Genomic DNA, 14,101 nt, shown 5'->3' on the forward strand with positions numbered 1-14,101 from the left:
TCGCTTCGGCAAGTCCGATACTATCTTCCGTGCGCGCCTTGCAAAGCGATGCGAACACAACGCCTCCTGAAGTACCGCCCTTAACCCTGCACCCTCAACCGTCCCGCCAAAACCGTAGCGAGAAGCGCCAACCCCATGAGGAGGGTAAAAGACAAGCGCATACCAGTGACTTGGGCGGCAAATCCTATGATCGGCGGTCCAAGCAGCATGCCGCCGTAGCCTAAGGTGGCCACGCTGGCGATGGCAGGGCCTGCGGCCACGTGGGGGTCCCGCGCCGCGCGGGAAAAGACGAGCGGCATGACGACGGCATAGCCAAGCCCTGTAAACGTGAAGCCGATGAGAACCATCGGAACGCTTTGGCCGATGATTGCGATTGCAAGGCCAAAGGCGGCTGTCGACGCGCTCGCACGAACGGTGGCGACGGCGCCAAAGCGCTCTACGAGAAGGCCGCCGCAGAGACGCATCAAGACCATCGCCGCACTGAAGACCGCGTATCCGAGCGCAGCCTGCGCCTCGGTCGCCTCGGCTGCGACCCGCAAAAAGACGGCACTCCAGTCAGCCATGGCGCCCTCACCCATCGACACCGCAAAAGCGATGAGACCGACGAGGAGGAGTGGTCCGGATGGCAGTGCAAATAGAGTGCCGGAGGCTGAACTGGCCGCAGCATCGTTCGACCTCGATGCGGGAAGCATCACCGCAAGTGCGACCGCTCCGCCGACAAGTGCCACAGCAGCGAAGTGTTCGCTGGGCCCTTGGCCAAAATGGGCGGCGGCGAAGCCGCTGGCAGCACCAAGCCCTGCTCCGAGGCTGAACATGGCGTGAAACACCGACATTGTGCTGCGCCCCGTGCGCATTTCCACCCGGGCCCCCCATCCGTTCATGGCCACGTCCATGGCGCCGTGCAACGCGCCGAAGATTGCCAATGTCACCCCAAGTGCCAGCGGCGTCGGGGCAACTGTAAGAAGGACCAACGCAGGTATGTAAACCCACGCGCAGCGCACGGTGAGCCTGGGTGCGCCCCACCGCTCCGACAAGGCGCCGGCCAGCGGGAATGCCGCGATGGCACCCCCGGCCAGAGCAAGGAGAAGCAGGCCCAGAGTGCCGGGGGCGAGACCGAAACCGTCCTTGAAGGCCGGTACGCGTGCAGCCCAGGCACCGAACAGAAATCCGTTAAGCGCGAAAGCGGCGACAACGGCGCGCCATTCAGCATCCGCCCACAAAGCTTCGACGGCATCACCGTCCCGCACTACACCGTCAGACATGGAATACCTCCATTCCTGCCTCCGCGAATGGGTTCGTCGCGTGATCCGATGCATCCGTGACCAGCGCGTCAATTTCGTTGAGTGAGAGCACACGATGGCGCCCAAGCCGGTCCAGCTTCGTCGCTGAAGTGACGACCACAATCTGCGTCGCAGCTCTCGCCATTGCGCGCTTAACACCTGCCTCTCCGGCATCCTCGGCGCTCAGCCCGAAGTCGGGCCAAAGCCCGCAGGCCCCGAGCATACAGAGGTCCGCCGCAATTGCAGTCACAGCCGCCTCCGCCTGACCACCCGTCGACATGGCCCCCTCGGGACAAAGGGCGCCTCCGACGAGATGCACCCGGGCTCCTGCATTCAATGCGGCAAGTGCGACCGAGGGCGCCGCCGTCACAATAAGACCACGAAAGCTCTGTGGAATACGGGCGGCAATCGCATTCATAGTTGTGCCCGCGTCGAAGAACACGGTGCCGTCCTCTGGCACCAGCTGTACCGCGCGTTCAGCCAAAGCTCCAAGAATGGGATCGGGTTCTTCGGCACGGGCGATGTAAGGAGGCATCGGGGCCGTGGTAGGTACCGCGCCTCCACGGACGCGGCGGACCAACCCTTGCCGCTCAAGAGCGATCAGGTCGCGGCGCACTGTGTCGATGGATACGCCAAGTTCTGCTGCAATGGACGCTGCAACGAGGGGAGCGCCCACGTCGAGCCTTTCGCGCAAGACGTTCTGTCGGGTAAGCGGGTTGTTAAGATCGAGCATTGCAGTGACATGCGTGATTTTGCGGAAAATTGCAAGTCACTGCAAAAACTCGAATCCGATTGGCGATTGTGCCCGCCAAAGCGGCTATTTATTCGCCGGGCAGCAGCGGTCACTCTGAGCTCAGAACCGCCATTTAGGCCTTTCGACTGATGACGGTCTCCCGAACATCGATCAGATGTTCCGTGAGCACCGAGCGTAGGGAAGATCGGCGTGAAATGCCCAAAGTTCCGCCCGTCGCAACATGTACAAAACGGCACACACCCCTCTGGCACCCTGTACAAACCGGACAATTCGCCCTGAACCGGGAGCAAGAGGCTCCCGTTCGGTCCCCGGGTTTCAGGCGATCAGATTTGATCCACCAGAGCCTCCAGCCCCACCCGATAATTCGGATAGATCAGCTCGACCCCCAGGTCCTCCTTGATCCGGTCATTCCGCACCCGCTTGTTTTCATTATAAAAACTGCGCGCCATCGGAGTCATGTCAGCCTCCTCGAACGGCACCGCAGGCGGCAGCGGCAGCCCCTGCAACTCGGCCGCATACCCGATCACATCTTGCGGCGGCACCGGCTCATCATCACAAACATTATAAATCGCCCCCGCATCAGGCCGCGCCATCGAAGCCGCCAAAACCTGCGCGATATCGTCCACGTGAATGCGGCTAAATACCTGATCTTGCTTTATAATTCTCCGCAACCCACCCCGACGCAGCTTCGAAAACGGCCCCCGCCCCGGCCCATAAATCCCCGCCAAACGAAAGATATGCAACGGCAATCCATCAACAGCAGCCCACTGTTCCTCCGCCTTCACCCGCCAGCGCCCCCGCTCAGCCGTCGGCGCCGGAGGCGTCGTCTCATCCACCCAGCCACCCTGATGATCCCCGTAAACAGCGGTGGTCGAAAGATACCCCACCCACTCAAACTGCCCCGCCCGCGCGGCAATCTCCTCACCCAGCGCCGCCAGAACTGGATCGCCCGCCGCACCCGGCGCGGTCGAGATCAACACATGGCTCACCCCCTCTAGCGACGGCTCCTCACCCGGCCAGACCACCGGTTCAGCACCCGAGGCGCGAATGTCCTGCACCTGCTCGGGATTGCGCGTGGTGCCGGTGATCCGCCAGCCCTGTGGCGCCAGCAGGCGCGACAGCGCGCGGGCGGAATAGCCATGTCCAAAGGATAGAAGCGTGCCTGTCATGCGTCCTTGATGGGCCGCCCCGCGAGCGGATGCAAGCGCCCGATGGACGCACTTGATTCGAATCCCCCCTTCGGCCTTTGATGAAAACATGAGCGACAAGACACCCGACCTGCGCACGGCTTATTCGCTGGAAAGCCCCGAGGACCACAAACGGCTCTATGCCGAGTGGGCCGGGGATTATGACGAGAGCTTTGCCGCGCGCGAGGATTACCAGTTGCACATCCACACCGCCCGCGCCTTTGTCGGCGCCGGGGGGCAGGGTCCTGTGCTTGACGTGGGCGCGGGCACCGGCCTCTGCGGCGCGGTGCTGGCGGGTCTGGGTGTCGGCCCCATCGATGCCACCGATATCAGCGCCGAAATGCTGGATCAGGCCATGCGCAAGGACATCTACCGCGACGCCATCGAGGCCGACCTGAACGAGGGCATCCCGGTCCCGCGCGAAAGCTATTCCGGCATCGTCTCATCCGGGACTTTCACCCATGGCCATGTCGGCCCCGAAGCTCTGTCTGCCCTGCTCCGCGTCGCCCGCCACGGCGCCCAATTCGCGCTGTCGATCAACACTAAGCATTTCGAGGCCAAGGGCTTTGCCGACGCCCTCCGTGCCCTCGAACAGGACCAGATCGAGAACCTCAAACTACCCCAGGTCCGCATCTACGGCGACCTCGCCGCCGGAGACAACAAAGACGACACCGCCTTCATCGCCCTTTTCGAAAAATCCTGAGCGAACTCCAGCCCCTTCTTCTGTTTGAAAATATCCCCGGGGGAGTCCCGGCTTGCCGGGACGGGGGCAGAGCCCCCTAGCACCCCTTCCAAACCGGGTCCCGCTTCTCAGCAAAGGCGCGCGCGCCTTCCAAATTGTCCTCGGAGCCATAAAGAACATCCACCGTCCGCAACTGCCGCTTGGTGATCTTGTTCATCGCGTCCTGAAACTTGGCGTCTTCCGCCTCGCGCACGATCTCCTTGATGGCGGCATAGACCAGCGGCGGCCCGCTCGCCAGCAGACGCGCCAACTCCCGGGCCCGGTCCATCAGCTGGTCGGCGGCGACGATCTCGTTCACCAGCCCCCAGCGATGCGCCTCTGCCGCGTCGAACCAGCGGCCTGTGAGCAGCAGCTCCATGGCGATGTGATAGGGGATGCGCTTGGGCAGCTTGACGCTCGCCGCATCCGCCACGGTCCCTGACCGGATCTCGGGCAGGGCAAAGCTCGCGTGATCGGCGGCCAGGATCATGTCCGCGCTCAGCGCTAGTTCCAGCCCGCCGCCGCAGGCAATGCCGTTCACCGCGGCAATGACCGGCTTGTTCATGTCCCGCAGCTCCTGCAGGCCACCGAAACCGCCAATGCCATAGTCGCCATCCACGGCATCGCCCTCCGCCGCAGCCTTCAAATCCCAGCCGGGGCAGAAGAATTTCTCACCGCCCCCGGTCAGGATCGCCACCCGCAGCTCGGGGTCATCGCGGAAATCACGGAACACCTCGCCCATGACCCGGCTGGTGGCCAGATCGATTGCGTTGGCCTTGGGCCGGTCCAGCGTGACCTCCAGAATGGCGCCATCGCGCTTGGTCTTCACAGGGTTCATGAGCTTGCCTTTCGGATCAGGGCATCCACCGCAACCGCCCCGTCAGCGGTACAGATGAGCGGATTGATTTCAACTTCACTGACGCTGGCCGCATTGGCAACCACATAGGCCTGCACCGCCTCGACGGCGTCCAGCAGCGCGTCCATGTCGGCCCCCGGTTTGCCGCGATACCCGGCGAGCAGGGGGGCACAGGCCAGCCGCTCGAACGCGGCGCGTATGGCTGTGCGATCCGACGGCACCAGCAGTGAGACCGTATCGCACAGTATTTCGGTCATCACCCCGCCTGCCCCCAGCGTCAGCACAAACCCGTGCGCCGGATCACGTGTGATGCCGACCAGTAACTCGGCCACAGTACCGGTCGTCATTTCTTCGATCAGCACCATGGCGGTGCCGACACCTCTGGCGGCCTCGCAGACGCCGTCGGCACCGATGCCCAACTGCACGGCGCCATATTCGGATTTATGGGCCAGGCCGATCCCCTTGACCGCAAACGGCGCCGTCAGATGTGACGCAGCCTCGACCGCCTGACAGGCCCGCACCTCGCAGCTGCGCGGCACGGTCAGACCGTATTCCGCCAGCGCCGCCTTGGCCTCGGCTTCGGTCAGGATCACATCGGCTTCATCCTGCCCCGGCAGCAATACCGGCGCCGATGGGGCAGGCACAGGCCGCGCAGCGGCCTCGGCGGCCGCCAGGGCCTCGTTGAGCCCCGCAAACGGCACCGCGCCGCCTGCTATCAATTCCTGGGCCACATCCTCGGGCATCAGCTCGGGCAACGATGCCGCCACCGCGAAGGGCCGCCCGGTCTGTTCCACGACGCTCTGCGCCGCTCGCGTCGCACAGGACCAGTCGGCGGCATCGGTGTGCGGGTAGTCGACAATCGACAGGGTCATCCCGATCTCCGGCCCTGTCATCCCGGCCCAGGCCCGCGCCATCGCGGGCGCATCGCGCCATATGTAGGTGTGGTAATCCAGCGGATTTGCCAGCGCCACCATCGGCCCCAGGGCCGCGCTCAGCGCATTCCGCTGCGCCTGCGTCAGCGGCGGAAACTCCAGATCCCGTCCCACCGCCATATCCGCGATCAGGCTCGCCTCACCACCCGAACAGCTGATCGAGGCGATGCGGTTGCTCTCCAGCCGCCCGGTCACGTGCAACAGCTTCAGGGTCTCAAGAAACCCCGGCACATCCTCAAGCCGCGCAATCCCCAGCCGGTCCAGAAACGCCTGTGCTCCTGCGTCATCCCCGGCCAGCGAGGCCGTGTGCGACACCGTCGCCGCCCGCGCCTGCGCCGAGCGCCCGGCCTTGAGTGCCACGATCGGCACGTCGCGCTCCCGCGCCTTGGCCGCCAGCGACTCCCACTTGCGCAGATCGCCGAATCCCTCGATGTGAACGCCAATCGCGGTGATGCGCGGATCGTCCAGCAGGGCCATGGCGATCTCGGCCTGATGGGTCTGGGCTTGATTGCCGCAGGTCATCATCACCGCCAGCGGCAGGGCGCGGCGCTGCATGGTCATGTTGATGGCGATGTTCGAGCTTTGCGTCAGAATGGCCACGCCCCGCTCAACCGGCCGCATCCCATGCTGATCCGGCCAGACTGCCACGCGGTCGAGCGCGTTGACGAAACCGTAGCAATTCGGCCCGAGGATCGGCATACCGCCCGCCGCCGCGATCAACTGCGCCTGCAGATCGGCGGCCCCGGCATCCTCGGCCAAAGCCTCGGTAAAGCCCGAGGCGAAACAGACGGCACCGCCTGCCCCCATCTCCGCCAACTCGGCAACCGCCTCGATCGTCGCGCGGCGATTGATCCCGACAAAGGCCACGTCCGGAGCATCCGGCAGCTCCCCCAGCGCGGCATAAGCCTGCTCCCCCGCAACCTCTGCGGCTTTTGGGTGCACCGGCCAGATCGCGCCCTCAAATCCCAGCTTCCGCGCCTGCCGGATGACCTCGGCACACCACGCACCGCCGCCAATCACCGCCAGCGACCGGGGACGCAGCACACGGCTCAGATCACGCATGAACGCCCCCGCTTCTTCTTGCGAAAAATACGCCCGCCGGAGGCATCGCGCGCCAGCGCGATACGATCCCCATCCTCACGCCCCCAACGCGCGCAGCAGGTCGCGGCTGATGATGTGGCGCTGAATTTCCGAGGTACCGTCCCAGATTCGTTCGACCCGGGCATCGCGCCAGAACCGCTCCAACGGATAGTCGTCCATCAGCCCCATCCCGCCATGGATCTGGATCGCCGCATCGGTCACCCGCGCCAGCATTTCCGAGGCGTAGAGCTTGGCCGACGCGATTTCGCGATTGGCGGGCAGCCCCTTGTCCAGCCGGTCCGCGGCGGCGAGTGTCAGCAGATCGGCGGCGTCGATCTCGGTGATCATGTCGGCGATCTGGAACGACACGCCCTGAAACTTGCCGATCTTCTGCCCGAACTGCTCGCGCGTGGCGGCATAGTCCAGCGCATAGTCGAAAGCCCGGCGCGCCCGGCCCACGGACATGGCGGCAACCGTGATGCGGGTGGCGTAGAGCCAAGTGTTCATCACCTCGAACCCGCCATCGACCTCGCCCAGAACCTGCGCATCAGGCAGGCGGCAATCGTCGAATTCCAGCACCATGTTCTTGTAACCACGGTGGCTGACCGATTTGTAGCCGTCGCGGATGGTGAAACCGGGCGTGCCGCGGTCCACCAAAAACGCAGTGATCCGCTTTTTCGGCCCTTTCGGCGTCTGATCCTCGCCGGTGGCGATGAACACAATGATGAAATCCGCGTGCTCGGCGCCCGAGATGAAATGCTTGGTCCCGTTGACCACCCAGTCGCCACCATCACGCACCGCCGAGCATTTCATGCCGCGCACATCCGATCCGGCGCCGGGTTCGGTCATCGCCAGCGCGTCCATCCGCTCCCCACGCACGGCGGGCATCAGGTAGCGTTCGACCTGCTCGCCCTCGCAAGCCATCAGGATGTTCTGCGGGCGGCCAAAGAAGTGGTTCAGCGCCATCGACCCGCGCCCCAGCTCACGCTCGACCAGTGCAAACTCAACATGGTTCAGCCCGGCGCAGCCCACGCTTTCAGGAAAGTTGCAGGCGTAAAAGCCCAGCTCGAGGGTCTTGCGCTTGATCTCGTCCGCGATCTCCTGCGGGACTTCACCGGTGCGTTCTACCAGTTCTTCATGCGGATAGATCTCGTTCTCGACAAAGCTGCGGACGGTCGAGACGATCATTTCCTGTTCATCGGTCAGGCCATATTGCATCGCTGCACTCCGGGAATGAGGTTGCACCTATCCTGCCCGGGGCTTGCGCGACCGATCATGCAAAAGTAGACGTTCATCATGCAGGATTGGTCAAAAACTCCCTCTGCAACGCAGCATATCGGCGTGCTGCTGTTTGACGGCTTTTCGAACCATTGCCTGGCCAACACGATCGAGCCCCTACGCGCCGCCAACACCCTGTCCGGGCGGGCCTTGTATGACTGGCGGTTTCTCGCGCTGGACCCCGGTCCGGTCTCCTCGTCCTCGGGCCTGCAGGTCTCGCCGCACGACATACTCGCCCAGTCGGCGGGGGACATGCTGGTGGTGATGCCGTCTTATGGCTTTCTGGATCATGGCGGCTGGCGCACGCAGGCGGCGCTGCGGTCGGCGGCGGGGCGCTTCGGCGTGCTAGCCGGGATGGATACAGGCAGCTGGCTGCTGGCCGAGGCCGGGCTGCTGGACCGGCATCGCGCCACAATTCACTGGGAAGAGCTGACCGGCTTTGCCGAACGCTTCCCCGAGGTGGATGCGTGTCGCGAGCGCTTCGTGATCGATGGCAACCGCATCACATGCTCCGGGGCGATGGCGGCCTTCGATCTGGTGATGCATCTGATCGGGCGGGATCAGGGGCAGGCGTTGGCGCTGGAGGTGGCGCAACTGTTCATGACCCGCGACTCGGCGCGCTCGCATATGGGCGGGGCTGGGTCGGCCAGCGGCTATGTCAACCGCGCGCTGGCGGTGATGCAGGAAAACCTCGAGGCCCCTCTGCCCATCCCCGAGATCGCCCGCCGGGTGGGGCGGACGCAAAAGGTGCTCGAAGCCCGGATGCGCGCCGATCTCGGTGCAAGCCCGGCACAGGTCTATCGCCGCCTGCGCCTGAATCTGGCGCGCAAACTGGTGGCTGAGACTGACCTGACCGTGGCCGAGATCGCCCTGCGCGCAGGCTATGACGACCCCAGCGCAATGACCCGCGCGTTCCGGGCGGAATTCGGGCAATCGCCGCGCGCCATGCGGTCGGCAAATGCCTGAATTGTCCGGAGTAGAGTACCTGTGCTGAACTTTTCTTTGGCCGCCGCCATTGAGGTGTCAGGCGGCGGCCTGAAGATGTTGGCAATCAGCCGAACATCCGCTTCTTGCGTGCGCGGGTCTCGGCAGTCGCTTCAGGCGAACCGTCATGGAACGTGCCAAACCAGCGGTCCCACGGCATCTCCTGATTGCCGTAATTGCACTCGTAATACCGGTGGTGCAGTTGGTGATAGAAGGTGCCCAGCGCCAGCCGCCGCTTGTCCTTGATCAGCAGGTCCTCATATCCGGTATGGGTCATTGCCGCCCCCGGCCCCTGGAACACGATGTGGAAATAGAGGTGGATCGGATGCGACGCCACGATCCAGTGGATACAGAGCGTGGTCAGGTAGATGAAATGCTCGACCGGATGCATCGAGAACCCCGACCACGGACCGATATTCACGTTGCGGTGGTGCAGCGAGTGCACGCGCTTGTAGAGGAACGGCTGATGCAGCAGGCGGTGAACCCAGTAGAAATGGAAGGCTGACCACATCGGGATGATCACCAGCCAGGCCAGGAACCAGACCGGGTTCTCGGCGAGTGTGATGACCGGCGCATAGCCATTGGCCATCAGCCACATGGTCACGACCTGAAACCCGGTCAGTTGCAGCACGCCCGAGCCCAGCGACCAGAACATGTTATCGTGGACCTGATCGCTGAAATCCCACAGTTTGTTGTTCTTGCCCTGATCCCGGCGCTCGAATTTCAGCTTTCTGCCCTGACCCTTACGCATGTAGAAATACCAGTGCAGGCCGCCTGCTGTGGCGAAGATCATCACAAAATTCACCACCCAGATCTGGAAAATCCAGCCAAGGGCAAAACTCTTGGCCGTCTCCAGCGACGGGTAGAAGAAGTACCACAGCGCCACGGCGAGGATCAGCATCAGCACTCGCTCGCTGAGCGTCAGCCAGTTCTTCGCCAGCCAACCCGCCAGAAACGCCGGATCGGGCGGCCAGCGAAAGATCGACGAGTTTTCCAGAGGCAACCCGGGGTGATAGTTCCACTCCCGGCTCATATCCTCCATCTGTTCGCCCTGAACCGGCTGGATGGGCTGATCAAGGGACGATGTTGCGCCGGTCATTTTGGCATCTCCTCTTTGGCCAAAACTCAGATCTCGCGCGACAAGAGCGCGTCTTCGAACGGGTAGCGCGACAGGCAGACCGCGCCGGTATCGGTGATGAGGTACTGGTCTTCGAGCTTGACGCCCTCATGCCCGCCAAGCTTGCCCACATAGCTTTCGACACAGATCACCATGCCGGCCTCAAGCTCTCCGTCGTAATGGAACTGCTCGTCCGCGGGGTAGTAGATTACCGGGTATTCGTCGGCCATGCCGAGGCCGTGCATCATGCAGGGATAGGTCTGGTCGTTATACTCTTCGGGCTGGCGGTAACGCTGCTCGATCAGCTCGCGAAAGCTGATGCCGGGGCGCAGAAGCGCACCGTTATGCGTCACCTCGTTATGGGCGTATTGATAGAGCCTGCATTGCTCATCCGTGGGCCGCCCCGGCCCGCAGTGGTAGGCGCGGCTGATGTCGGCGCCATAGCTCCACGGGCCCACCATGCCGCAGTCGAACACCACCAGATCGCCCGCCCGGATTGTGCGGCTGGAGGCCTCCTGCTGCCACGGGTTGGTGCGCTCGCCCGAGGCCAGCAGGCGATAGTCGATCCACTCGCCGCCGCCCTCGATATTAGCGGCCCACATATGCGACCACAGCTCCTGCTCTGTGATGCCGTTGACCAGATTGTTGCGCATCCGGGTCATGCCGTCCTCGGCCACCGCGATGGTCTGGTTCATACACAGGATTTCTTCGGGGCTCTTGATCTTGCGCGCATGGGCCAGCGCCTCACCCGCATCGGCCAGAGTTAGGCCCTCATTTTCAAGCGCCTGATGTGGCAGCGGCGCGGTGCGCTCAACGCCGATCCGGGTCTCGCCGCCGCAGTGTTCATCCACCAGTGCCTTCATTTGCTGCGCCCATTTGGTGCACCATTCCTGATGGCGGTAGCCCGCGAACATGTAGGAAAGTGGCAACAGGTCGTCGCGGATCTCATCGATGGTCTCAAGCTGCGCGCCGGTGTCCCGGCCCGGTTCACCGTCGAAATAGATCACCGGACCCTCGGCGGGCAGGAAGAGATAGCCCGCATGAATGTGCATCTGAAACAGGGTGCAGTTGCGCACCCCGGTGGCGTAGCGGATCGACAGCGGATCGGTCAGGATCACGGCGGCCAGCCCCTGCGCCTTCATCTGCTCGCGCAGGCGGTTCTGGCGATACCGCCGCATCCGGGGGACGTCGATCATGCCCTCGGTATCCACCAGTTGGGTCGGCGGCGTCATCCACGCGGCCTGTTCCAACGTCAGCGGCAAGGGCTTGGCCGCGAAGCGCTTGGTGTAGTCGGTGGCATCGTTCACTGATGTACGGGCGTCCATTTGTCCAAAGCCTCTTTGAGTTTCTCATGCTCGCCCGGCAGCATTCCCACGGTATGCGCCGCATCCGGGAACGCCCCCGACTGCACATCCGCGCGAAAACCGGTCAGCGCCTTCTCACGCTCGGCCCCCATCGCCCTGCGCAGCGACAGCAGGTCGCCCCATGCCTTGGCATGACGCGGCGGGTTTTCTACGTCGCCGCAGATGTCTTCCATGAAGGAAAAGATGATGTCGCCGCCCGACCCGGCGCCGATGGAATGGGTCAGAAGCGAGGTCTTGTGGTTGATCGCCTCCAACGCCTCGACCGCGACGCATTCCACCTCGACCGCCGCCGCCCCTGCATCCTCGTACCGGCGCATCCAGTCCAGAAGCTGCATCGCTTCATCCGCGGTCTTGCCATAGGTCTTCAATCCCCCGGTCAGGGTCGATTTTCGCGGCACCAGGCCAACATGCCCTTGCACCGCCAGCCCTTCATTGGCGATCAGTTCGACAATGCCCATGCCGCGGGGGGTAAAGATCGCATCCGCCCCCTTTTCGGCGGCCTTCAGTGCCGCCGTCAGGCAGTCCTGCGGCGCGTAATACTGGCACATGGTCTGGCTGGAGGTGATAAACGTATAAGATGCGCCGCGCCGCACAGCGTCATAGTCCAGATCCGAAATGGTGATCATGTCGATCCCCATCTCTTCGCAGGCGCGCGCCTCTTCCTCGGTGGTGGCCGAGGCCTGAGTCATCTTCCGCCCCGCCGCCTTGTTGGCCCGCAGGCAGGCAACGGTCAGATTGCGACGGGCCGGTCGACCGCCGTATGTGTAGATATTCTTCATCTGGCGGTCCCTATTGGGCGTAGGTCGAACCTTCGGCGTCGAGGATGGCCTTGATCTCACGCATATGCGCCTCGGCCTGACCGGGATAGTCGTCCAACTCCTGCGCGGTCTTCTCCGCGATCTCGTGGCTCAGCACCCGCAGCTTCTGCCCGGTCTGCAAGGCGCGGATATAGGTTTCGGCGGCGCGCTCGAAGTAATAGAGTCTGTTAAAGGCATCCGCCGGGTCGCTGCCGATCACCAGAACGCCATGGTTGCCCATGATCATCACCTTCTTCTTCGGGTCGGTCAGCATCGAGGCACAACGTTCACCCTCGCTTTCAAAGGCCAGCCCACCGAATTCCTCGTCAATCACATAGCGGTTGTAGAAGGTGGCGGTGTTCTGGTCGATCGGCGGCAGGTTGCTGTCGGCCAGCGAGGCCAGAACCGTGGCGTGGATCGAATGCACATGCATCACGCAGCGCGCTTGCGGGCACAGCCGGTGGATCGAGCCATGCAGCCCCCAGGCCGTCGGGTCCGGCGCGCCGGGCTGGTCCATCACGTTCGGGTCATTGGCATCCAGCAGCAGCAGGTCCGAGGCGCGAATGCGCTCGAAATGCATCTGATTGGGGTTCATCAGGAATTGGGTGCCATCCTCGTTCACCGCCAGGCTGAAATGGTTGGCCACCCCTTCATGCATGTTCAGCCGCACCGTCCAGCGGAACGCGGCGGCCATGTCCACACGCTCGGACCAGTGGTCCATGTTGGGTCGCAGATTGGTGACTGTCATGGCTGATTCTCCGTGGTGCCAGGGCCTTTTCCCCGGGTATCTAAAAACCTGCATCCCGCGCCCGAATTTGACCAACGAAAAATTCGCAGCTATTCCATTAGCTCAACTTATGCCAAGGTTATGCACATGCAGAACCCACTCCCCCCGCTTGGCTGGCTGCGCACCTTCGAGGCCGCCGCCCGCCATCTGTCCTTTACCGGCGCCGCGCGCGATCTGAACATGACGCAAAGCGCGGTCAGTCAGCAGATCAAATCGCTTGAGGGCTATCTGGGCCAGCCCCTGTTTCACCGCCGCCCCCGTGCGCTGGAACTGACCGAGGCGGGCATCACCTATCTGCCCGTGGTCCGCGAGGCGTTCCGCACGCTGGTGCGCGGCACGCGGGCGGTAACCGGGGATCAGCAGAACACGGTGCAGGTGCAGTCCAACATCACCTTTGCGGTGAACTGGCTGGGCCCCCGCCTGCCGGCCTTTCGCGCGCTGCATCCCGAGGTGCAGTTGAACATCTTCACCGAATTGTGGGAGCCGCGCGAGATGGCAGAGGGCGCGGCAGTCGAGATCCGCTATTCCCTGCGCCCCGCCGACACGGTGCGGACCGAGCTGTTGCGGACCGATCACTACTATCCAGTCTGCGCCCCCGATTTTGCGGTGACGCTGGACGATCTGCACATGCAGCCGCTCTATGACTGCTCGAACCTGCTTTCGAACTGGACGAGCTGGGCCGAGGATCAGGGTCTACCCTGGTCCAACCCGCCAATCACCTATGCGACGACCTATATGGTCAGCCTGTCGGTGGCGATGGCGAGGGGCGGGCTGTGTCTGGCCCATGACACCATTGCGCGCGGCCTGATCGCAGAGGGTCGTCTGATCGCCCCGTTTGAACACCGCGTGCCGATGCCCGAGGCCTATTACCTGCTGCTCTCCCCACAGGCCGAGGAAACCCCCGGCGCGGTGGCGTTCGCCAACTGGATACGGGCGGAGATTGCGGCGGAAGTAACGGATTAGA

Annotated in this window: 13 protein-coding genes; 3 read left to right on the plus strand and 10 right to left on the minus strand. The window is 63.6% G+C overall.

Annotated features, from left to right (window positions below):
• Positions 1-80 precede the first annotated feature (80 nt).
• From GOX53_RS15205 to GOX53_RS15215, 3 genes are all read right to left on the minus strand, one after another.
• Positions 81-1,262 (minus strand): MFS transporter, encoded by a 1,182-nt coding sequence (locus tag GOX53_RS15205; RefSeq protein WP_171177779.1) that lies wholly within the window; start codon positions 1,260-1,262, stop codon positions 81-83.
• Complete coding sequence (locus tag GOX53_RS15210; protein ID WP_171177781.1) at positions 1,255-2,013, minus strand: DeoR/GlpR family DNA-binding transcription regulator; 759 nt, start codon at positions 2,011-2,013, stop codon at positions 1,255-1,257. Before GOX53_RS15210 ends, GOX53_RS15205 begins: the two co-directional genes overlap by 8 nt.
• Before the next feature lie 344 nt (positions 2,014-2,357).
• Positions 2,358-3,203 carry an SDR family oxidoreductase gene (locus GOX53_RS15215; RefSeq protein ID WP_171177782.1) on the minus strand — a complete coding sequence of 282 codons (846 nt, stop codon included), beginning with the start codon at positions 3,201-3,203 and terminating at the stop codon, positions 2,358-2,360.
• Positions 3,204-3,291: 88 nt separating this feature from the next.
• Here GOX53_RS15215 and GOX53_RS15220 point away from each other — a divergent pair, with 88 nt between their 5' ends.
• Positions 3,292-3,924, plus strand: coding sequence for a class I SAM-dependent methyltransferase (locus tag GOX53_RS15220; RefSeq protein ID WP_171177784.1), 633 nt, complete (start codon positions 3,292-3,294; stop codon positions 3,922-3,924).
• 76 nt (positions 3,925-4,000) lie between these two features.
• Here GOX53_RS15220 and GOX53_RS15225 read toward each other — a convergent pair whose 3' ends face one another.
• The 3 genes from GOX53_RS15225 to GOX53_RS15235 form a co-directional block, all read right to left on the minus strand.
• The gene (locus GOX53_RS15225) at positions 4,001-4,780 is read right to left on the minus strand and encodes a carnitinyl-CoA dehydratase (RefSeq protein WP_171177786.1); all 780 of its coding nucleotides are present in this window, start codon (positions 4,778-4,780) and stop codon (positions 4,001-4,003) included.
• Positions 4,777-6,792 (minus strand): acetate--CoA ligase family protein, encoded by a 2,016-nt coding sequence (locus tag GOX53_RS15230; protein WP_171177788.1) that lies wholly within the window; start codon positions 6,790-6,792, stop codon positions 4,777-4,779. Before GOX53_RS15230 ends, GOX53_RS15225 begins: the two co-directional genes overlap by 4 nt.
• 75 nt (positions 6,793-6,867) lie before the next feature.
• Positions 6,868-8,028: an acyl-CoA dehydrogenase family protein gene (locus GOX53_RS15235; RefSeq protein WP_171177790.1), complete on the minus strand. Its 1,161-nt coding sequence runs from the start codon at positions 8,026-8,028 to the stop codon at positions 6,868-6,870.
• A gap of 78 nt (positions 8,029-8,106) precedes the next feature.
• Between GOX53_RS15235 and GOX53_RS15240 the strand changes: the two genes are divergently transcribed.
• Positions 8,107-9,054, plus strand: coding sequence for a GlxA family transcriptional regulator (locus tag GOX53_RS15240; protein WP_171177792.1), 948 nt, complete (start codon positions 8,107-8,109; stop codon positions 9,052-9,054).
• An 85-nt stretch (positions 9,055-9,139) separates the two neighbouring features.
• On the opposite strand, the gene GOX53_RS15245 is transcribed toward GOX53_RS15240, so the two are convergent.
• The 4 genes from GOX53_RS15245 to GOX53_RS15260 are packed head-to-tail and all read right to left on the minus strand — an operon-like array spanning position 9,140 to position 13,098.
• Positions 9,140-10,171, minus strand: coding sequence for a sterol desaturase family protein (locus tag GOX53_RS15245; protein ID WP_254446579.1), 1,032 nt, complete (start codon positions 10,169-10,171; stop codon positions 9,140-9,142).
• 26 nt (positions 10,172-10,197) lie between these two features.
• Positions 10,198-11,514 carry a Xaa-Pro peptidase family protein gene (locus tag GOX53_RS15250; protein ID WP_171177794.1) on the minus strand — a complete coding sequence of 439 codons (1,317 nt, stop codon included), beginning with the start codon at positions 11,512-11,514 and terminating at the stop codon, positions 10,198-10,200.
• Entirely contained in the window at positions 11,493-12,332 is an 840-nt protein-coding gene (locus tag GOX53_RS15255) for a 3-methyl-2-oxobutanoate hydroxymethyltransferase (RefSeq protein ID WP_171177796.1), read from the minus strand. The genes GOX53_RS15250 and GOX53_RS15255 overlap by 22 nt, the downstream gene beginning before the upstream one ends.
• Before the next feature lie 10 nt (positions 12,333-12,342).
• Complete coding sequence (locus GOX53_RS15260; RefSeq protein ID WP_171177797.1) at positions 12,343-13,098, minus strand: class II aldolase and adducin N-terminal domain-containing protein; 756 nt, start codon at positions 13,096-13,098, stop codon at positions 12,343-12,345.
• A 126-nt stretch (positions 13,099-13,224) separates the two neighbouring features.
• Between GOX53_RS15260 and GOX53_RS15265 the strand changes: the two genes are divergently transcribed.
• Positions 13,225-14,100 (plus strand): LysR family transcriptional regulator, encoded by an 876-nt coding sequence (locus tag GOX53_RS15265; protein WP_171177798.1) that lies wholly within the window; start codon positions 13,225-13,227, stop codon positions 14,098-14,100.
• Position 14,101 lies beyond the last annotated feature (1 nt).

This window comes from Ruegeria sp. HKCCD8929 (assembly GCF_013031405.1).
Classification (GTDB): Bacteria; Pseudomonadota; Alphaproteobacteria; order Rhodobacterales; family Rhodobacteraceae; genus Ruegeria.

Coding starts and splice junctions, on each gene's coding strand:
- GOX53_RS15205 (WP_171177779.1), bottom strand. CDS start 1,262: ATGTCTGACGGTGTAGTGCGGGACGGTGATGCCGTCGAAGCTTTGTGG.
- GOX53_RS15210 (WP_171177781.1), bottom strand. CDS start 2,013: ATGCTCGATCTTAACAACCCGCTTACCCGACAGAACGTCTTGCGCGAA.
- GOX53_RS15215 (WP_171177782.1), bottom strand. CDS start 3,203: ATGACAGGCACGCTTCTATCCTTTGGACATGGCTATTCCGCCCGCGCG.
- GOX53_RS15220 (WP_171177784.1), top strand. CDS start 3,292: ATGAGCGACAAGACACCCGACCTGCGCACGGCTTATTCGCTGGAAAGC.
- GOX53_RS15225 (WP_171177786.1), bottom strand. CDS start 4,780: ATGAACCCTGTGAAGACCAAGCGCGATGGCGCCATTCTGGAGGTCACG.
- GOX53_RS15230 (WP_171177788.1), bottom strand. CDS start 6,792: ATGCGTGATCTGAGCCGTGTGCTGCGTCCCCGGTCGCTGGCGGTGATT.
- GOX53_RS15235 (WP_171177790.1), bottom strand. CDS start 8,028: ATGCAATATGGCCTGACCGATGAACAGGAAATGATCGTCTCGACCGTC.
- GOX53_RS15240 (WP_171177792.1), top strand. CDS start 8,107: ATGCAGGATTGGTCAAAAACTCCCTCTGCAACGCAGCATATCGGCGTG.
- GOX53_RS15245 (WP_254446579.1), bottom strand. CDS start 10,171: ATGACCGGCGCAACATCGTCCCTTGATCAGCCCATCCAGCCGGTTCAG.
- GOX53_RS15250 (WP_171177794.1), bottom strand. CDS start 11,514: ATGGACGCCCGTACATCAGTGAACGATGCCACCGACTACACCAAGCGC.
- GOX53_RS15255 (WP_171177796.1), bottom strand. CDS start 12,332: ATGAAGAATATCTACACATACGGCGGTCGACCGGCCCGTCGCAATCTG.
- GOX53_RS15260 (WP_171177797.1), bottom strand. CDS start 13,098: ATGACAGTCACCAATCTGCGACCCAACATGGACCACTGGTCCGAGCGT.
- GOX53_RS15265 (WP_171177798.1), top strand. CDS start 13,225: ATGCAGAACCCACTCCCCCCGCTTGGCTGGCTGCGCACCTTCGAGGCC.